This window comes from Marinobacter sp. B-21 (assembly GCF_056857895.1).
Map to the genome: position 1 here is coordinate 1 of NZ_JBSXNZ010000060.1, position 17,756 is coordinate 17,756.

The 17,756-nt window shown below is 59.3% G+C and carries 18 protein-coding genes and 1 pseudogene; 14 read left to right on the plus strand and 5 right to left on the minus strand.

Translation table 11 applies throughout. The features are described from left to right. The first annotated feature begins 432 nt into the window (after nucleotides 1-432). The 3 genes from AC13C0_RS06170 to AC13C0_RS06180 all read left to right on the plus strand — a co-directional run bounded on the left by AC13C0_RS06170 (nucleotide 433) and on the right by AC13C0_RS06180 (nucleotide 2,824). Nucleotides 433-1,422, plus strand: a complete 990-nt coding sequence (locus AC13C0_RS06170; RefSeq protein WP_117618045.1) for a cyclase family protein — start codon at nucleotides 433-435, stop codon at nucleotides 1,420-1,422. Further along, entirely contained in the window at nucleotides 1,422-2,048 is a 627-nt protein-coding gene (locus tag AC13C0_RS06175; RefSeq protein WP_117618044.1) for an NAD(P)H-dependent oxidoreductase, read from the plus strand. The genes AC13C0_RS06170 and AC13C0_RS06175 overlap by 1 nt, the downstream gene beginning before the upstream one ends. Before the next feature lie 62 nt (nucleotides 2,049-2,110). Beyond that, entirely contained in the window at nucleotides 2,111-2,824 is a 714-nt protein-coding gene (locus AC13C0_RS06180) for an NAD(P)-dependent oxidoreductase (RefSeq protein ID WP_117618043.1), read from the plus strand. A gap of 170 nt (nucleotides 2,825-2,994) precedes the next feature. On the opposite strand, the pseudogene AC13C0_RS06185 reads toward AC13C0_RS06180, so the two are convergent. Further along, nucleotides 2,995-3,189: pseudogene (locus AC13C0_RS06185) on the minus strand (YtoQ family protein); the annotation flags it as partial. A 136-nt stretch (nucleotides 3,190-3,325) separates the two neighbouring features. Between AC13C0_RS06185 and AC13C0_RS06190 the strand changes: the two are divergent. Further along, nucleotides 3,326-4,255 carry a virulence RhuM family protein/type II toxin-antitoxin system death-on-curing family toxin gene (locus AC13C0_RS06190; RefSeq protein WP_341582483.1) on the plus strand — a complete coding sequence of 310 codons (930 nt, stop codon included), beginning with the start codon at nucleotides 3,326-3,328 and terminating at the stop codon, nucleotides 4,253-4,255. Nucleotides 4,256-4,310: 55 nt separating this feature from the next. Here AC13C0_RS06190 and AC13C0_RS06195 read toward each other — a convergent pair whose 3' ends face one another. The 4 genes from AC13C0_RS06195 to fabG form a co-directional block, all read right to left on the minus strand. After that, on the minus strand, nucleotides 4,311-4,508 hold the full coding sequence (locus AC13C0_RS06195; RefSeq protein WP_162893649.1) for a KUP/HAK/KT family potassium transporter: 198 nt from the start codon (nucleotides 4,506-4,508) through the stop codon (nucleotides 4,311-4,313). Between the two features lie 560 nt (nucleotides 4,509-5,068). Then, entirely contained in the window at nucleotides 5,069-5,692 is a 624-nt protein-coding gene (locus tag AC13C0_RS06200) for a PEP-CTERM sorting domain-containing protein (protein WP_117618040.1), read from the minus strand. 169 nt (nucleotides 5,693-5,861) lie between these two features. Next, entirely contained in the window at nucleotides 5,862-7,757 is a 1,896-nt protein-coding gene (locus AC13C0_RS06205; protein ID WP_482954128.1) for a PHA/PHB synthase family protein, read from the minus strand. Nucleotides 7,758-7,781: 24 nt separating this feature from the next. Continuing rightward, on the minus strand, nucleotides 7,782-8,525 hold the full coding sequence (fabG, locus tag AC13C0_RS06210) for a 3-oxoacyl-[acyl-carrier-protein] reductase (protein WP_117618038.1): 744 nt from the start codon (nucleotides 8,523-8,525) through the stop codon (nucleotides 7,782-7,784). A gap of 277 nt (nucleotides 8,526-8,802) precedes the next feature. On the opposite strand from fabG, the gene AC13C0_RS06215 reads away from it, so the two are divergent. The 10 genes from AC13C0_RS06215 to hypD are packed head-to-tail and all read left to right on the plus strand — an operon-like array spanning nucleotide 8,803 to nucleotide 17,747. Next, nucleotides 8,803-9,939: a 4Fe-4S dicluster domain-containing protein gene (locus tag AC13C0_RS06215; RefSeq protein WP_117618037.1), complete on the plus strand. Its 1,137-nt coding sequence runs from the start codon at nucleotides 8,803-8,805 to the stop codon at nucleotides 9,937-9,939. Next, nucleotides 9,936-10,406 (plus strand): cyclic nucleotide-binding domain-containing protein, encoded by a 471-nt coding sequence (locus AC13C0_RS06220; protein ID WP_117618036.1) that lies wholly within the window; start codon nucleotides 9,936-9,938, stop codon nucleotides 10,404-10,406. The genes AC13C0_RS06215 and AC13C0_RS06220 overlap by 4 nt, the downstream gene beginning before the upstream one ends. Then, entirely contained in the window at nucleotides 10,403-11,233 is an 831-nt protein-coding gene (locus tag AC13C0_RS06225) for an FAD/NAD(P)-binding protein (protein WP_482954129.1), read from the plus strand. The genes AC13C0_RS06220 and AC13C0_RS06225 overlap by 4 nt, the downstream gene beginning before the upstream one ends. 1 nt (nucleotide 11,234) lies before the next feature. Then, nucleotides 11,235-12,017, plus strand: coding sequence for an NADH-quinone oxidoreductase subunit B family protein (locus AC13C0_RS06230; RefSeq protein ID WP_117618034.1), 783 nt, complete (start codon nucleotides 11,235-11,237; stop codon nucleotides 12,015-12,017). Beyond that, nucleotides 12,007-13,296, plus strand: a complete 1,290-nt coding sequence (locus tag AC13C0_RS06235; RefSeq protein ID WP_117618033.1) for a Ni/Fe hydrogenase subunit alpha — start codon at nucleotides 12,007-12,009, stop codon at nucleotides 13,294-13,296. The genes AC13C0_RS06230 and AC13C0_RS06235 overlap by 11 nt, the downstream gene beginning before the upstream one ends. Next, nucleotides 13,289-13,789 carry a hydrogenase maturation protease gene (locus AC13C0_RS06240; protein ID WP_339750898.1) on the plus strand — a complete coding sequence of 167 codons (501 nt, stop codon included), beginning with the start codon at nucleotides 13,289-13,291 and terminating at the stop codon, nucleotides 13,787-13,789. The genes AC13C0_RS06235 and AC13C0_RS06240 overlap by 8 nt, the downstream gene beginning before the upstream one ends. Beyond that, nucleotides 13,779-14,063, plus strand: coding sequence for a hydrogenase/urease maturation nickel metallochaperone HypA (locus AC13C0_RS06245; RefSeq protein WP_227539476.1), 285 nt, complete (start codon nucleotides 13,779-13,781; stop codon nucleotides 14,061-14,063). Before AC13C0_RS06240 ends, AC13C0_RS06245 begins: the two co-directional genes overlap by 11 nt. Then, nucleotides 14,060-16,396 carry a carbamoyltransferase HypF gene (gene hypF, locus AC13C0_RS06250; RefSeq protein WP_341582481.1) on the plus strand — a complete coding sequence of 779 codons (2,337 nt, stop codon included), beginning with the start codon at nucleotides 14,060-14,062 and terminating at the stop codon, nucleotides 16,394-16,396. Before AC13C0_RS06245 ends, hypF begins: the two co-directional genes overlap by 4 nt. Continuing rightward, on the plus strand, nucleotides 16,369-16,644 hold the full coding sequence (locus tag AC13C0_RS06255) for a HypC/HybG/HupF family hydrogenase formation chaperone (RefSeq protein ID WP_341582480.1): 276 nt from the start codon (nucleotides 16,369-16,371) through the stop codon (nucleotides 16,642-16,644). The genes hypF and AC13C0_RS06255 overlap by 28 nt, the downstream gene beginning before the upstream one ends. Beyond that, nucleotides 16,641-17,747, plus strand: a complete 1,107-nt coding sequence (gene hypD, locus AC13C0_RS06260) for a hydrogenase formation protein HypD (RefSeq protein WP_339750901.1) — start codon at nucleotides 16,641-16,643, stop codon at nucleotides 17,745-17,747. Before AC13C0_RS06255 ends, hypD begins: the two co-directional genes overlap by 4 nt. Nucleotides 17,748-17,756: the final 9 nt, after the last annotated feature.

The window sequence follows — 17,756 nt, forward strand, 5'->3', positions numbered from 1 at the left end:
ACACTTAAGGCCGGTGACTGGATGACATCAGAGCGACATTGGCGCGCATACTACTAATAATTCTCATATCTGGGCGTAATGGGCTAACCGAGAAAATTTCGTGGCTGCTGCTTGGGGTGTTTATGAAATGTTCGGGCTAGATAGCGGATCGCTAATTCCGCTGCTTCAGGACTTCCCTCCGAAGCCTTATACCGTTTTTGCGCTTTTCCCACCGGGGCGTAAACAGCCGACGAAAGTCAGGCTTCTGCTGGAGCATCTGGATCAGTATTTGGGAGACAAACCCTATTGGGAATAGGGCGCCCCTGACCCGGACTGATCAATTTGCTGCAATGATTATTTCCTTTTTGGAAATACTATAGTTCTATTTCGTCCGTTTAACCGTTCTAAGCGATTTCATAGAGTGAAGACTCCAACCTGAAGGAGGACAACTCTATGAAGCGTCATACCGCATTATTCCATTCCGTAATTCTGTCCCTGTTCCTGGCACCTGCAGCGGCCAATGCCGCCGACGTAGCCTCGAGCCCCTGGGGGCCTGACGATGAGATCGGCCGTCTGAACATGATGACCGCCGATTCAAGAAAAGCCGCGCTGGAAAACCTGAGTCCGGCCAAGACCTACGATCTGAGCGTTGAGTACTTCATCGGCATGCCCAGCTGGCAGGCGGCGGGCGACCCGCATTTTCAGATGTGGATGACCCACACGCCAAAAGGCACAGAAGTGGACGACCCCCTGTCTGTGGGCGAAGAGATGAATGCCCGCGTGAGCTACACGGGGTCTGCCTTTTCGATGTATGCGCACACAGGCACCCACATTGATGCTCTGAACCACTTCGGACTGAACGGCAAGATCTGGAACCACTTTTCAGCGGACCAGCACTTGGGCGACCGGGGCTGGAACAAAACGGGCATTGAGAAAATGCCCCCGATTATTGCCCGAGGGGTTCTGCTGGATATTCCCGCTGCCAAAGGCCTGAAAGAGCTGGAGCCGGGCTACCGGATAACGAGAGAAGATCTGAAGCTTGCGCTGAGTGTCCAGGGTATCGATATTGCGCTGGGCGATGTGGTGCTGATCCGGACAGGGCGTATGCGGCATTACCAGGAGGCCGGCCGGTTTATGGAGAACGCGCCCGGATTGGGCATGTCCGCCGCGCGCTTTCTGGCCGACGAGAAACAGGCTCTTTCGGTGGGCGCGGACAACCTGAGTTTTGAAGCGTTTCCATCGGAGGACGACGGTAACTATGTACCCGTGCACACGTATTTGCTGGCCCAGCAAGGCGTTACCATCATGGAGCTGGTGAATCTGGAAGAGCTGGCAGAAGACGGGGTGTATGAGTTTGCGTTTATCGGTGCGCCACTGAAGATCCGTGGTGGGGACGCAGCGCCGCTGCGGCCGGTCGCAATTCCTTATGAGGGGAACAAGTGATGGATATTCATGCCGCTCTGGACTGGCGTTATGCGGTCCGTGAATTTTCTCCGGAACAGTTGAACACCCAGGCCGTTGAAACACTGCTGGATGCCGTTCGCAAAAGCGCCTCGTCCTATGGCTTGCAGCCCTACAAGGTGATCATGATCGAATCCGCAGCCGTGCGGCGAGACCTGTTGCCGCACGCCTTCGGTCAGCAGAAGGTGGTGGACTGCTCCCATTTGATTGTGTTTGCTACCGACACACGCATCGGCGATCAAACGGTGGATCGCTACGTAAACCAGTGCATGAAGGTCAGAGAGATTCCCTACCAGGATATCGCGGGCTACGCTGGCCATATGAAGCAAGCTTTGGCCTCGAAATCCCGGACGGAAAAAAGGGAATGGGCACACCAGCAAGCGTACATTGGGCTTGGTACCCTGCTAACGACGGCTGCTGTGTTGGAAATCGACAGTTGCCCAATGACCGGCATTGATTCGCGGGCTTTTGATCAGGTACTGGGATTGGCCCACCATGAGCTGGAAACCTCCGCCATTGTGGCTCTGGGGCGCAGAAGCGCGGGAGACCGCAGCGCTGGCTTGCCAAAAGTGCGGTTCGATTACGACGATTTCGTTATCCGGATATAGCGAATCGATTTGGGAGGCCACAGGTTCGTGGATCGGTGTTGGCAAACAATGGAGAGTACGCAATGACGGTTTTGGTGGTGGGCGCCACTGGTGCGACAGGACGGTTGTTGGTGGAACAGCTGCTTGAGCTTGGCAATCCGGTTCGAGCGGTTGCTCGAGCTCCCGAGAAACTGCCGCAAGCGCTGATAGACCACCCGGCCTTGTCGGTCATTCATGGGAGTATCCTGGATTTCAGTGATGACCAGATACGGCAGCACGTTGACGGCTGCTCGGCGGTCGCATCGTGTCTTGGCCACAACCTGACCTTCAAGGGGATGTATGGTTCGCCGCGGTGGTTGGTGACCGATACGCTTCGGCGATTGTGCGAGGCCATCCGGGCGTCCCGGCCATCGACAACGGTCCGAGTGGTGTTGATGAATACCGCGGGCAATAGCCACCCCGAGGAATCTCCGTCATTTGCTGAGGCGTGCGTGGTTGGACTGATTCGCGTGCTTGTTCCGCCCCATGCAGACAATGAAAAGGCTGCGGAGTATCTGTCGAAACAGGTCACCGCTGACGATCCGGCCCTTGAGTGGGTGGCTGTCCGACCAGACACCCTGATTGATGAAGATCAGGCAACGACCTATGACGTGGTTCCTTCGCCAACCCGCAGTGCGATTTTCAATGCCGGCAAAACGAGTCGGATCAACGTTGCGCACTTCATGGCGGAGCTGATTTCAAGCGACGAGACATGGCAGCAGTGGAAAGGGCGAATGCCTGTGATCTACAACAGGTGATTTACCGCGATCGATGAGTTTAAAGGTGAGCGAGGCATCAAACGGAGAAAACGTGGCAAAGCCTGATGCGAAACATCAGGCCTGCGTGGCTTTACCGGGTGCCGCAGAACTTCCGGCCGGAAGCCCTGAAGGCGCGTTCGCTATCAAACATGCGACACGCCGGTACCAACTTACTTCGCTGTGGTGACGTACTTCAACACCTCAACGATTTCCTCCGGTGTCTGCGCCCAGGCTATAGCCGCCGCGTCCACCTCCTTAAGGGGGTGAACGATGTCGTCGTTGTGGAGCGTAATGTAGGGCGTGCCCATGGCGGCGCAGTAGCCGGCATCAAAGGCGGCGTTCCACTGCTTGTATTTGTCACCGAACACAGTTGGTGTGGGATCGTAATAAAGTCGGTAACAACATAATAAAGTTGGTAACTCGGAGAGCTGGGCTGCTTGAAATGTTGAAAAGCACTGCGCAAGCTGGAAGAGGCTGAGCAATTGATCATGGGAAAACGGAATGGCTGAGCAACAGGTACGAATCTTCAAATCCGCAGATGGCCAGGCACAACTTGAAGTGGCGCTGGATCAGGAGACAGTCTGGTTAAACCAAAACCAGATGTCTTCCCTATTTGATACCTCCACTGATAACGTCGGTTTACACCTGAAGAATGTCTATGCAGAAGGCGAGCTTGAGGAAGATCGAACTACCGAGGATTTCTCGGTAGTTCGCCAGGAAGGCAATCGCCAGGTTCGACGCCGTATCAAGCATTACAATCTGGATGCCATTATTTCCGTGGGTTATCGAGTCAGTTCTAAACGCGCAACCCAATTTCGCCAGTGGGCGACTCAAGTTCTGAAAGACCATTTAGTTAAGGGTCATACCCTCAACCAGCGTCGGCTGGCCGAGCGAGGCATCGAGTTCGAGCAGGCTGTTAACCTGCTAAGCCGCACCCTCACTAATCAGGGTCTGGTATCCAATGAAGGCGAAGCGGTCGCCCGGGTGATCAGCGATTATGCCCGCTCCTGGAGTCTGTTGCAGGGCTACGATGAGCAGCAGCTGGCCGAGATTGGCATCAATCAACCGGACATGCAGCAGCTGGAGCTGGATGAGGCACTGAAGGCCATTGGTAAGCTCAAACATACTCTGATTGCCAAAGGCGAAGCCACGGAGCTGTTTTACCCGAACGTGGCCAGCCGGGCCGCACACCTGCTTTACTTTGTGATCAAAAATCACCCGTTGGCGGACGGCAACAAACGCTGCGGTTCGTTTCTGTTTTTGTGGTACCTGCGCCGTAACGAAGCTTTACTTGGACGGCCAGTGGAACAACTGATTAATGACAATACCCTAGTGGCATTGGCCCTGCTGGTGGCGGAAAGCCTTCCGGATCAGAAGACGCTGATGATTCGTTTGATTGAGCATTTTGTGCTTTTGAAAAGCGAATCTTGAGCGCCAAACATGGGAACTCTTGGTGCGAGCCAGATTTTAATAGTTACCGACTTTATTACCATGCAGTGCCGGCTCTACAGCTTGAGTCGGCGCGGGCCACATTGAAGGCCAGAATCGTGGTCACAAGCATGGTGGCATTCACACTCGCACCATAGGCGGCCGCCTGCTCGAAAATGCTGTTCATCCCCAGCGCTGCCAGGGTCAGAAACCAGGCCACCATGATCGGGCCGAACATCGCCCCTACCTCGTCCATAAACCTCCGTATCCGCGCTACCCTCCTCAAGTTCGGGTGCGTCAACAGCCACAGCTGCGTTGTAAGCTCGGGCACCGTGTTTTTTGCCGCTGTTGCCGTTCGCCATAGATCGCTTGGAAAATGTCGGAAACTCGTCGGCCGATGAGGTGGAGATAGACGATCTCTATGGTGAAGGGTTTGATCCGGTAGAGAGATCGTCGTGGTATGGCGAGCGAGTGGATGATCGGTATTTTGAGCCGTTGACCGAACAGCGTACCCACAGCAAGCTCAATGCGTTGCCGGACGATGTGAAGCGAGATTGCCCGGGTTGCTTCCGAGGGTGCTCAACAGAGATTCTGTTGGTGAAACTGTTTACTCCTCGCACGCCGTCTGTTTCAGATTTGAAACAGTCGTGTCGATATTGTTTACATGTATGCGGCATCTACCCCTGGTTCATCAGGAGGGCGATGTCGTTATGGTGGCACGTGATAGAGAGCGCGCCTAATCATCCATGATTATTGCGGAAGGCAAAACAAAAAAAGACCGCAAGATGCGGCCTTTTAACACGCAAGGTTTGGATGTTAGCCGCGGCGGCGCGCCATTCCCAGCCCCAGAAGCCCCAAACTAAACAGAGCAAGTGTTCCTGGCTCGGGTACTGCTACGGTTACTTTTACATCATCCAGAAAGTTACCAACGGTGCCAGTCTCGGGAACCACCGAGGTGAACATGATGCGAGTGTTGATTGCAGTGGCTACGAAGGAGTCGGAGAAGACGCTCCAGCCATTGGTCGTGTGGTCGGAGAGCAGCCAGGACATGGCCGCACCTCCGTCCGGAGTGACGGAGAACGCGAACTCTTCGGTGATGCTGCGTCGGGCCTGATAGGCAAAGCTCATGTCGTAGGCCTGGCCGATATCAGTGGCAATATCCTGGAAAATGCTAAACGCAGTGCCGGTGCCAGGATCGGAATTCAGTTCGGCAAACTGATCGCCTTGGTAGGCGGTTTCGCTGTTGAAGTTGTCCCAGATTTCGATACGGCTGCCATCCCAGCCAGCTACTGCACTGGCGTCAAAGGCCTGCCAGGCACCAGAAGCTACATCCGGATCTTCAAAACTGCCATTCACAATAAGGTTGGCACTGGCCGGTGCTGCGATGAAAAGAGAAACACTGAGAGTGCTGAGAACGGCGATACGGCTGAACAATGACATGGGGTACTTTCCTCAACTGCGTAGTTTTGATAGCCGGGAGTACTTAGCAATTGAGATGCCAGTTCGATATTTTTGTTGTTATTTCAATGTGCTTTCATCTTTCAGTCCTGCTTATGAGAAGACATGTGTAAGTTTATCTGACATACCCTGTTCATTTCTGTAACAGGTCTCACTGGGTGACTTTCGTACGTGCCGTTGTCCGTTTGCGTGGCGCTGTTTTTCGACGCGGAGGTTGTCGGGGCTTTTGCACAACCGGAGTCGGTGACGCCGGCTGGTTCCGCACATAGGCGCCGGGCGCCGGCTCGATTACCGGCAGATTCCCTTCCGCGGCAGTACGGGCCTTCACTTCGCCACCGCCAAACTGTTCAGCCCAGGCGACCCAGTCGGGCCACCAGGAACCTTCGAACTGTTTGGCACCCTGAAGCCAGGCATCCGGATCCAGGTCGCTGTCCTCGTTGACGCGATAGCCGTACTTTTTCCGGTCCGGCGGATTGATGATCCCAGCGATGTGCCCCGAGCCGCCGAGGACAAAACGCACCGGGCCGCCCAGATAGCGTGAGCCGCGATAAGAGGAAATCCAGGGGGCGATGTGATCCTCGATGGCCGATGCAAAGTAACTCGGCACCTTGACTTTCCCCAGATCGATCGGGGTGCCCGCCAGTTCAATACCACCGGGCTCACGCAGCCGGTTGTGCAGGTACATGTTGCGCAGGTAGAAACTGTGCATGGTCGCCGGCATGCGGGTGGCATCCGCGTTCCAGTACAACAGGTCGAAGGGGGCGGTATCACGCCCCAGCAGGTAGTTGTTGACGAAGAAGGACCATATCAGGCTGTTGGCCCGCAGCATGTTGAAGGCGGTCGCCATGGAGGCACCCTCGAGATAGCCCTGTTTGTTCATGGCTTTTTCGAGCTTGCCAATGGCGTCCTCATCAATGAACACTTCCAGATCGCCGACCTCCGAGAAGTCCAACAGGCTGTTGAGGAAGGTGGCGCTCTTGACCCGGTCGTCGCCCCGGGCGGCCAGCCAGGCGAGGGTACAGCCGAGCAGGGTGCCGCCAATGCAGTAGCCGACCGTATTCAGTTCACGCTCACCGGTGGCTTGTTCAATGGCGTTCATGGCGGCGATGGGGCCTTCGAGCATGTAGTCTTCAAAACTCTTATGCGCCAGTTCCGGCCCGGGATTCACCCAGGAGACCACGAACACGGTGTGGCCCTGCTCGACCCAATAGCGGATGAACGACTTTTTCTCACCCAGATCGAGAATGTAGTACTTGTTGATCCACGGCGGTATCACCAGCAGCGGCCGACGGTGCACGGTGTCGGTGGTTGGCCGGTACTGGATGAGCTGCATCAGTTCGTTCTGGAAAATAATGTCACCCGGCGTGTTGGCCAGATTGTCTCCAACCGTAAAGGCGTCCGGGTCGGACATGCGAAAGGGCATGGGGCCGGCGCCCTCATCCAGATCGCGCAACAGGTTGGCCAGTCCGCGCAGCAGGTTCCTGCCCCGGGTCTGGATTGTCGCCCGCAGCACCTCGGGATTGCTCAGGATGAAATTGCTCGGGGCCAGGGCGTCGGTCATCTGGCCGGTGAAAAATCGCAGCTTGCGTCTGGTGTGGTCGTCCAGGCCGCGGACATCATCTAGGGTGTCCATGATCCAGCGATTCGACAGCAGGTACGCCTGCTTGATGACATTAAACGCCATGACCTCATTCCAGGCCTGGTCGCGAAAGCGCCCGTCGCCCGGCTCCGGCTCCGCCACGGCCAGTGGCTTGTTGCTTAAGCTGCTGGCCAGCAGGCCCGAGCAGAACCGGGTGCTGTTCTTGAGAAGGCGCATCTGGGCCAGGATCAGGGTGTCCGGCTGGGTTGCGAGCCTGCCGGACAGGGAAACAAAGGGTTTGGCCATGCTTTTGACGCTGACCGGGTTGGGATTGCCCCGGCTCAACCGGCGCAGGATAGAACGCTTCAGCAGATGGCCGCCATGCACACCCGCCCGTACCAGCGACTGGCGCACGACGTTGGGCTCGAATTCCGGCGGGGGGCTGGTCTTAATCGGTTTGTCAGCCATGGTCACACTCTCCAGCTGGCGGTGCTACATGTACACGCCGCCGTTAACGTTGATTTGCTGGCCGGTGATGTAGTCCCCTTCCGCTGCCAGGAACACCACCGCGCGGGCGATTTCCTCGGGTTGACCAAAACGGCCCATCGGCACGCGGGCAATGATTTGTTGGCGGATATTCTCGGGCACCTGGGCGAGCATTTCGGTTTCGGTAAAGCCCGGGGCAATGGCATTGACGGTGATATTGTACCTGGCCATTTCCAGTGCCAGGGTCTTGGTAAACGCAATGATACCGCCCTTGCTGGCCGCGTAGTTGGCCTGCCCGAAGTTGCCGGCCTGGCCGACGAAGGAGGTGATGTTGATGATGCGACCGTACTTCTGGTCCATCATGATGTTCAGTACTTCGGAGCAGGTTGCGTAGACGCTTCCCAGGTTGGTATCGAGGACGTCGTTCCAGTCATCGTCGGTGAGCTTCTTCATGGACTTGTCTTTGGTGATGCCGGCGTTGTTCACCAGGATGTCGATGCGCCCCCACTGGTCATGGACCTGACGTATCAGGCTCCGGGCCGCGGGCATCTGGGAAAGATCAGCCTGGATGGCCAGCGCCCGGACACCGGTCGCCTCAATTTCCTTGACGACCTCGTCTGCCTCGGGCTGACGCGAGCGGTAGTTGATGGCGACGTCGGCGCCGCGCTGGGCGAGCTGAAGGGCTATGTGCCGACCGATGCCGCGAGAGGCACCGGTGACGATGGCAACCTTGCCTTTGAGGTCTTGCATAACACTCTCCTTGAATGGCCTTGAACTACGGCTTGAGTAATCGTTGTTGTTCGACAACTTCTAGTTTCAAGCTAGCAGAGCCCCCACAAGGTCACAAGAAATCAACGCAAGGCAACCGGTCAGGCCGCGCGCATGAGTTATCGCCAACGCAAAGAATTTCAGTCACTTTACCCACCCCCCATTCCACCTTTGACAAAATCCCTGGACTTGCTAAAGCTTGTCGTGAGCAATCAGTTGATTCCTTATTTTCTGATTGCCAATCACGGAAGGTCTCCTCATGGACAACTTTGACGATGCCTCTGTCATCACGCGGGACGGCTTGCAGTGTTTGCTGGATGCATTGGCTGAGCGCGGGTATACGGTTTTTGGGCCAACCGTTCGGGACCAGGCCATTGTGTACGATGAGCTCGCCCGTACCGGGGAGCTTCCCGCCGGTTGGACGGATGAGCAGGATGGTGGTCACTACCGGTTGAAGCGGCGTTCGGATGAGGCGTTGTTCGGTTATGCCGTGGGGCCCCATAGCTGGAAACGTTTTCTTCACCCACCGAAGGTGTCCTTGTGGCAGGCGACTCGCAACGGCGGCGAACTCCGCTTTGTTCCTGCCCGGGATGATCCGCCTCGATATGCGTTCTTCGGGGTGCGCGCCTGTGAGCTGGCGGCGATCGGCATCCAGGATCGTGTGTTGCTGGGGGACGACTATGCCGACCCTCATTACCGGTCACGTCGGGAGCAGGCTTTTATGGTGGCGATCAACTGCTCAGAGGCTGGCGGCACCTGTTTCTGTGACTCCATGGATACCGGGCCCGACGTCAGGGACGGGTACGATCTTGCCCTCACCGAGCTTCTGGGCGACGACAGCCACCTTTTCCTTATCCGGTCGGGCTCCGAACAGGGGGCGGCGATTCTCGCCGAATTGCCCCGCAAACCCGCGACAGATGCCCACCAGGCCGCCGCCACCGCTGTGGTGGAGAAAACCCGCAGTCAGATGGGCCGGAGTATGCCGCAAACCGCCATCCCCGCCTTACTGATGGATAATCTGGAGCATCCGCGCTGGGCCGACGTTGCCGACCGGTGTTTGAGCTGCGCGAACTGCACCATGGTTTGCCCGACGTGCTTCTGCACCACGGTTGAAGACACCTCGGATCTGGAAGGCGCCAGCGCGGAACGCAGCCGGCGCTGGGACTCGTGTTTCACGTCGGATTTTTCCTATATTCACGGCGGCAGTGTTCGCAACTCGACCCGGTCCCGCTACCGTCAGTGGATGACCCACAAACTCGCTACCTGGGTGGATCAGTTCGGCACCTCAGGCTGTGTCGGTTGCGGTCGCTGCATCACCTGGTGCCCGGTGGGCATCGATATCACGGAGGAGGTTCGCGCCATTCACGATGATGTTTCATCGGGAGAAAGGCAATGAAAAACATTGCCCGGATCGTGTGCGAGCATCCGTTCTTCAAGGATCTGGATAGCGATTTCTGCAATCTGGTCAGCGGGTGTGCCCGCAATGTTCGGTTCAATCCGGGGGAATACCTGTTTCGCGAAGGCACAGACGCCGATCACCTGCACCTCATCCGCTATGGTCAGGTGGCTCTGGAAATCGCGGTGCCGGGAAAACCGTCGGTCTGTTTTCAGACGCTCCATGAAGGCGACCTGGCGGGGGTGTCCTGGGTTCTGCCCCCCTATCACTGGGCCTACGATGCACGCGCCATCACGCTGACCCGTGCCATCGCGATGGACGCCCACTGCCTGAGGAAGAAGTGCGATGATGATCCGGCTCTGGGCTACGAAGTCCTGAAACGATTGCTGCCGATTCTGACCAGTCGGCTTCACGCGACACAAATGCAGGTTCTGGATGTTTATGGTACTCCGGAGCAGCCCGAGTGATTTCAGACGATCTGATGGTACCCGAACCGATTCGGGTTCTGCGCCGACAGCAGGAACTGGAAACCATCTGGACACTGGAACTGGAGCCGGGACCGGCCGGCAACCGGCCCTGTTTGCCGGGCCAGTTCAATATGCTCTATGTGTTCGGTGTGGGCGAGGTGTCCATCAGCCTGAGTGGTGACACCGGACAGACAGAGACGCTGGTTCATACCGTGCGGGCGGTGGGCCCGGTCTCCAGGAAGCTGGCGGCCCTGAAACCGAGGGACACCGTTGGCCTGCGTGGCCCGTTCGGTGTCGGATGGCCGATAACGGAAGGCGAGGGTGCGGATTTGCTGATTGTGGCCGGCGGGCTGGGATTGGCACCCTTGCGACCGGCCATTTATCACGTGTTGCGCCATCGGGAGAGGTACGGTCGGGTTATCCTGCTTTACGGTACACGCAGTCCCGGCGATATCCTCTATTCCGCTCAACTGGAGGCATGGAGCAAGCGTCCGGATATTGAAGTCTATATTACCGTGGACCACGCCGACAGTGACTGGCAGGGCATGGTCGGTGTGGTTCCGGCTCTGGTGCCGACGCTGGGCTTCGACCCTGAAGACACCCTGGCGATGGTGTGTGGCCCGGAAATCATGATGCGCTTCACGGTCAACGCGCTGCGGGGTGCCGGTGTTGAGGATGGGGCGATTTATCTGTCCATGGAGCGAAACATGAAATGCGCGCTCGGGCATTGTGGCCATTGCCAGTTTGGAGCGACGTTTGTCTGTAAGGACGGTCCGGTGCTGTCGTTTGATCGGGTCCGCGGATTACTGAACCTCAAGGAGTTTTGACATGGCGCGCCCGGATCACAAGCCACGCCTTGGCGTCTGGAAGTTTGCGTCGTGCGATGGCTGCCAACTGAGCTTGCTGGATTGTGAGGATGAATTGCTGCAGGTCGCCGGGGCAGTCGATATCGCCTATTTCCCGGAGGCCACCCGCGGCAGTATTCGCGGTATTTACGATCTGTCCCTGGTGGAGGGGTCCATCACCACCGCCCACGATGCCGAGCGTATCCAGAGCGTGCGCCGGCGCTCGCGAACGCTGGTGACCATCGGTGCCTGCGCCACGGCTGGCGGCATTCAGGCGTTGCGTAATTTCGCCGATATTGATGATTTCATGGCGGCTGTCTACGCCCACCCGGAGTACATTGAAACCCTGTCCACCTCCACACCGATCACCGACCACGTGGCCGTGGATTTTGAATTGCGTGGCTGCCCCATCAGCAAACAGCAGTTACTGGAGGTGGTGTCGGCGTTTCTGTGCGGGCGACGACCGGTCACGCCGGCCCATAGCGTGTGTCTGGACTGCAAGCTCAGGGGCAATGTCTGTGTGATGGTGGCCCACGGAACGCCCTGTCTGGGGCCGATGACCCACAGCGGCTGCAATGCCTTGTGTCCGTCCTATAATCGGGGTTGTTACGGTTGCTATGGGCCCAACGAAAATCCCAACGCGCCTGCGCTGAGTGAGCGACTGGATCAGTTGGGCATGGGCCGGGCCGAGCGGTTGCGCTTTTACCGGACTTTCAACGCCTGGGCCGGCCCGTTCCGTGAGGAGAGCGAACGTCATGAGCCGTAAGACCATCAAGGTGGATTACCTGGCGCGGGTCGAGGGCGAAGGTGCCCTGAAGGTGACGGTCCGGGACGGCCAGGTGAGCGATGCGGAACTGCGTATTTTTGAGCCCCCGCGTTTTTTCGAGGCATTCCTGCGTGGGCGCGACTTTTCAGAGGCGCCCGATGTGACCGCCCGCATCTGTGGTATCTGCCCGGTGGCCTATCAGATGAGCGCTGTCCATGCGATGGAGAACGCGCTTGGTATCGAGGTGGAGGGGCCGCTGCGGGCATTGCGCCGGTTGCTGTACTGCGGGGAGTGGATCGAAAGCCACGCCCTCCACATTTACATGCTGCACGCCCCGGATTTCCTGGGGTACGCCGGGGCGGTGGACATGGCCCGGGATTATCCCGACATCGTCAAACGGGGGCTGTCCCTGAAGAAAGCGGGCAATGCCATCATGACGCTGTTGGGCGGTCGGGAAATCCATCCCATCAATGTGCGAGTGGGCGGATTCTATCGAACGCCGACCCGCAAGGAACTGGAGCCGCTGGCCGACACCCTGAAACAGGCCCGGGAGGACGCCCTGGCAACCGTGCGCTGGACGGCCGGGCTGGACATGCCGGAGGCCGGGCGGGACTACCACCTGGTCGCACTGCACCATCCGGACGAGTACGCCATGAACGTCGGGCGTATTATGTCCAATCGTGGGCTGGATATCGCCGTAGCGGATTACAATCGCCACTTTGTGGAGTCCCACGTGCAGCGCTCTACGGCGCTGCACTCGCACTTGCGTGAGCATGACTGTTATCTGGTCGGGCCGCTGGCGCGCTACAGTCTCAATTTTGGCCAGCTCTCGCCACTGGCCCGGGAGGCGGCCAAAGAAGCTGGTTTGGGTGTTACTTGCAACAACCCGTTCCAGAGCATTGTGGTGCGCAGCGTCGAGGTTGTGTATGCCTGTGATGAGGCTCTGCGTGTGATTGCCGGATACCAGGAACCTGAGCGACCGTTCGAACCGGCCGAGCCGAGGCTCTCGGAAGGCTTCGGTTGCACCGAGGCCCCACGCGGTCTGCTGTTTCACCGTTACCGGCTTGATGAAAACGGTGCCATCCTCGAGGCGCAGATTGTGCCGCCCACGGCACAGAACCAGCCCAGCATTGAGGCCGACCTGCAAGAGCTGGTTGGCGGCTGGCTCGATTTGCCGGCCGATACCCTGCGTGAACGCTGTGAGCAGACCATCCGCAACTACGATCCCTGCATCTCCTGCGCAACGCACTTTCTCAAACTGGATGTCCGCCATGAGTGATGTTTCCCGGCCCATCAGGGTTGTTGGTATCGGCAACCGGGATCGGGGGGATGATGCCCTCGGACCGCTGGTGATGGATGCCCTTGATGACCGTTTGCCGGAAACTGTCGACGTGGTTGAGCACAGCGGCGAAGTGGCCGGACTGGTGGACCTGATGACTGGCGCCGAAGCGGTGTACCTGGTCGATGCCGCTGTCATGGGGCTGGAGCCGGGGCACCTCCGGGTGTTCGACGCCAGCGCCGCGCCGCTGCCAGCCCTGGGAGGCGCGTTTTCGTCCCATGCGCTGGGGCTGTCTGAAGCGATTGAGCTGGCGCGCGCGCTCGATGTGCTGCCTCCGGTATGCCGGGTGTTCGCGGTGGAGGCGGCCAGCTTCGAAGCGGGCGACGGGCTGTCAAAACCGGTTGCGGACACCATTCCCGGGGTGACTCAGGCGGTGATTGATGCCATCGAAAAGGACACAGGATGCAGGATTCAGGAGAGCGATGATGCATGAAACGGCGCTGGTCAGGAACCTGATTCACAGGGTGGAGAAGCTTTGCGCGGACGAAGAGGCCGAACGGGTGGTGGAGGTTGCGGTATGGCTAGGCGCGCTGTGCCATATGTCGCCGGAACATTTCACCGATCACTTCCGTCAGGAGGCAGCCGGTACCTGCGCGGACCAGGCCCACCTCCGGATTGAAACGTCTGATGACATCAATCACCCCAATGCCCAGGATGTGCTGTTGCAGAGCCTGGAGCTGGAAACGGAGGATGGGTCGGGCCCATGAATGACAGATGCCGGGCGGAGCCCTCGCCAGTTCGTTGGCGTGTTCGTGTTTATGGCGTGGTTCAGGGCGTGGGGTTTCGGCCTTTTGTCTATCGCCTGGCGACAGGGTTGGGGCTGACGGGGTGGGTTGGCAATACCCCGGAGGGCGTGATCATTGAGGCTGAGGGTCGTCCCGAGGCGTTGCAGAACCTGGTGGATGCGCTCAAGCAACAGGCTCCGGTGCATGCGTGCGTGGAGGCGGTGTGTGCGGAACCGCTGGCCAGGCCTGCGGCGTTTCAGGCGTTCCGCGTACGCGAGAGTGAGGAGCGGGGCGCTGCCACCACACGTTTACCTGCGGATTTGGCGCCCTGCGGTCAGTGCACCGGGGAGCTGCACGATCCCGATAATCGGCGTTACCGGTATCCCTTCATCAGCTGCACAGACTGCGGTCCCCGCTACAGCCTGATCGAGGGTTTGCCTTACGATCGCGAACGCACGGCGATGAGGTACTTTCAAATGTGCCCGCGTTGTCTGGCGGAATACCGTAATCCGGAGAGTCGGCGCTTTCATGCCGAGCCCAATGCCTGTCCGGAATGCGGTCCGCGTGTCGCATTTTGCCAAGGTGATGGCTGCGTGCTGGCGGAAGGCGAGGCCGCCTTGTCCGAGGCGGTCAGGCGGCTGAGGGCAGGTGGCATCATCGCGCTTAAAGGGCTGGGCGGGTTTCAGCTGCTTGCAGATGCCCGCAATAGTCACTCGGTGCAGACGTTACGCGCACGAAAAGGGCGGCCCCGAAAGCCGCTGGCAGTCATGTTTGGTTCACTGGCATCTTTGCGGCAGATGTGCCCGGTCTCCGGGCCCGAAAGCCTGTTGCTCATGGGGGCCGAGCGGCCCATTGTCCTGCTCCATGCGCGCAACCATGATCTGGCGGCCAACCTCGCTCCGGGCAGGGCGGATCTGGGCGTGATGCTGCCTTGCACCCCGTTACACGATCTGCTGCTTGGTGATCTGGGGTTTCCCGTTGTTGCCACCAGCGGTAACCGCAGTGGCGAACCGATTGCCATCGACAACGAGGAAGCCCTGATGCGCCTGGGTGACCTGGCGGACGGATTTCTGGTTCACGATCGCCCCATTTTACGACCACTGGATGATTCCGTGGCCCGGGTGGTGGCGGGGCGTACGCAGTTGCTTCGCCGTGCACGTGGCTACTCCCCGAACCTGGCCCTGCCCATCCAGGTGCCTCCCGGCCGGGGCGCCACCGGAGGCCACCTGAAAACCACCGTGGCCATGAGCACCCGCGCCGGCGTAGTGTTGAGCCAGCACCTGGGCGATATGGACAGCATCCTGAGCCGGAAAGAGCTCGATCGCACCACGGATAATCTGCAGCAACTGTTTGCCACCATTCCCCGGCACTGGGCGCACGATGGCCACCCGGACTATTACACAACGCGCTACGCCCAGGCCCGTGGTGAGGAACAATGCGCTGTCCAGCATCATGTGGCCCACATAGCGGCCGTGATGGCTGAGCACGGGGTCAATGAGCCGGTGCTTGGGGTGGCGTGGGATGGCAGTGGTGTTGGCGACGATCAGACCTTGTGGGGCGGAGAATTCCTGCGCCTGGACTCACAAGGTTACGAGCGCGTGGCGCATCTGCGGCGATTCCGGCTGCCAGGTGGCGAGGCGGCCATGCGAGAACCCCGCCGTTCGGCCTTCGGGCTGCTGTATGCCTTGATGGGGGCGCAGGTCATGGAGTGTCAGGCACTGGCCCCGGTGAACAGCTTTTCCAAAGCGGAAAGAAAGCTGTTGATTCAATCGCTCAAGGCCGGCTTGAACGCGCCGGAAACCTCAAGTGTGGGCCGGCTTTTTGACGCCGTAGCCGCGCTGACTGGCATCTGCCTGCAGGCCAGTTACGAGGGGCAGGCAGCGGGCGAGCTGGAGGCAGCCCTGGATCGCACTGACACTGCATCTCCCTACCGGTTCGAGCTGTCGGTGCCGGAAGCCGACCGGCCCTGGCAGGTTGATTGGGCGCCGGCGGTTTACGCATTGTTGGAAGACCTTCGGAGGGGGAAGCCGGTATCCGGGATTGCGGCGGGCTTCCATCAGGGGCTGGTCAACGCCATTGTGGCAGTGGCGAAACAGGCTAAACTGTCGAGAGTTGTGTTGGCTGGCGGCTGTTTCCAGAACGCCTGCCTGCTGGAATTGACCATAACAGCCCTTGAGGGGGCCGGATTTCAGGTGTTCTGGCCGTGCCGGCTGCCGCCCAATGATGGCGGTCTGGCGGTGGGTCAGCTGGCCTGGGCGGCCGGCGCTCTTTGGGGCAGGGAGGGGGCATGTGTCTGGCCGTGCCGGGACGCGTGATCAGCATTGAGGGCGACGATCCACTCACCCGTCAGGGGCGCGTCGATTTTGGTGGCATCGTCAAGCCGGTCAATCTGGCCTACGTGCCCGATGTACGAGAGCAGGACTATGTGCTGGTGCATGTGGGGTTTGCCATTACCGTTGTGGACCCGCATGAAGCCGAGCGCGTTTTCCATTACCTCGAGTGCCTCGAGACCCTGGAGCAGGAGGCGGACGAGCTGGAGCCAGGAAGGCCGGTGCCGCAATGAAGTACCGTGACGAATATCGCGCGCCCGATGCTGCCCGGGGGTATGCCGATGCCATTGCCCGCATCACCACCCGTCCCTGGACTCTCATGGAGGTATGTGGGGGGCAGACCCACGCCATCGTTCGCTTCGGGATCGATCAGTTGCTGCCGGAAGCAATCTCCCTGATCCATGGTCCGGGGTGCCCGGTGTGTGTGACTCCCATCGCCTACATTGACAAAGCCCTCGAAATCGCCGCGCTTCCACGGGTCATCCTATGTACTTTCGGCGATATGCTGCGAGTGCCCGGGACCCAATCGGACCTGTCCGCTGCCAGGGCGCGGGGCGCGGATGTCCGGGTGGTGTATTCGCCGCTCGAGGCGCTGACGGTGGCCCGGCAGAATCCGAGGCATGAAGTGGTTTTTTTTGCCGTCGGATTTGAAACCACAGCCCCGGCCAATGCCATGGCGGTCTATCAGGCCCAGCGGGAGGGGCTCGGGAATTTCTCGGTGCTGGTCTCGCAAGTGCTGGTGCCACCGGCGATTCGCGCCTTGCTGGAGCGCCCGGGCAACCGGGTTCAGGGGTTCCTGGCGGCCGGCCATGTCTGCACGATCACCGGGTATGAAGAGTATGAACCCATTGCCCGTGAGCACGGCGTGCCCATTGTGGTGACCGGCTTTGAACCGCTGGATATCCTGGAGGGAGTCTACCGCTGCGTGCGTCAGCTGGAGCAGGGTGAGAGCTGTGTTGAAAACCAGTACAGCCGGGCCGTCCGCCGCCCGGGGAACGCCATGGCCCAGCAGGTAATGCAGGCGGTCTTCCAGGTGGTGCCCAGGCAATGGCGGGGCATGGGAGACATCCCTGACAGTGGTCTTGGGTTGTCACCCGCCTACCGATCCTACGACGCAGAAACCCGTTTCGGCGCAGTGAACGGCGAGGCTGAGATGCGGGGTGACTGCCTCAGTGGGGCAGTGCTGCGGGGCGAAATCCGCCCGGACCAATGCCCCGCCTTCGGCTCCCGCTGCACTCCGGAACGCCCCCTCGGCGTGACGATGGTGTCCGAGGAAGGCGCCTGCGCCGCCTATTATCGTTACCGACGACCGACCGGAGGTTCAGCGCGTGAGTGACAGCTGCGA

Coding starts and splice junctions, on each gene's coding strand:
- AC13C0_RS06230 (WP_117618034.1), top strand. CDS start 11,235: ATGGCGCGCCCGGATCACAAGCCACGCCTTGGCGTCTGGAAGTTTGCG.
- AC13C0_RS06220 (WP_117618036.1), top strand. CDS start 9,936: ATGAAAAACATTGCCCGGATCGTGTGCGAGCATCCGTTCTTCAAGGAT.
- hypF (WP_341582481.1), top strand. CDS start 14,060: ATGAATGACAGATGCCGGGCGGAGCCCTCGCCAGTTCGTTGGCGTGTT.
- AC13C0_RS06205 (WP_482954128.1), bottom strand. CDS start 7,757: ATGGCTGACAAACCGATTAAGACCAGCCCCCCGCCGGAATTCGAGCCC.
- AC13C0_RS06255 (WP_341582480.1), top strand. CDS start 16,369: ATGTGTCTGGCCGTGCCGGGACGCGTGATCAGCATTGAGGGCGACGAT.
- AC13C0_RS06235 (WP_117618033.1), top strand. CDS start 12,007: ATGAGCCGTAAGACCATCAAGGTGGATTACCTGGCGCGGGTCGAGGGC.
- fabG (WP_117618038.1), bottom strand. CDS start 8,525: ATGCAAGACCTCAAAGGCAAGGTTGCCATCGTCACCGGTGCCTCTCGC.
- AC13C0_RS06180 (WP_117618043.1), top strand. CDS start 2,111: ATGACGGTTTTGGTGGTGGGCGCCACTGGTGCGACAGGACGGTTGTTG.
- AC13C0_RS06190 (WP_341582483.1), top strand. CDS start 3,326: ATGGCTGAGCAACAGGTACGAATCTTCAAATCCGCAGATGGCCAGGCA.
- AC13C0_RS06170 (WP_117618045.1), top strand. CDS start 433: ATGAAGCGTCATACCGCATTATTCCATTCCGTAATTCTGTCCCTGTTC.
- hypD (WP_339750901.1), top strand. CDS start 16,641: ATGAAGTACCGTGACGAATATCGCGCGCCCGATGCTGCCCGGGGGTAT.
- AC13C0_RS06200 (WP_117618040.1), bottom strand. CDS start 5,692: ATGTCATTGTTCAGCCGTATCGCCGTTCTCAGCACTCTCAGTGTTTCT.
- AC13C0_RS06240 (WP_339750898.1), top strand. CDS start 13,289: ATGAGTGATGTTTCCCGGCCCATCAGGGTTGTTGGTATCGGCAACCGG.
- AC13C0_RS06215 (WP_117618037.1), top strand. CDS start 8,803: ATGGACAACTTTGACGATGCCTCTGTCATCACGCGGGACGGCTTGCAG.
- AC13C0_RS06175 (WP_117618044.1), top strand. CDS start 1,422: ATGGATATTCATGCCGCTCTGGACTGGCGTTATGCGGTCCGTGAATTT.
- AC13C0_RS06245 (WP_227539476.1), top strand. CDS start 13,779: ATGATGCATGAAACGGCGCTGGTCAGGAACCTGATTCACAGGGTGGAG.
- AC13C0_RS06195 (WP_162893649.1), bottom strand. CDS start 4,508: ATGGACGAGGTAGGGGCGATGTTCGGCCCGATCATGGTGGCCTGGTTT.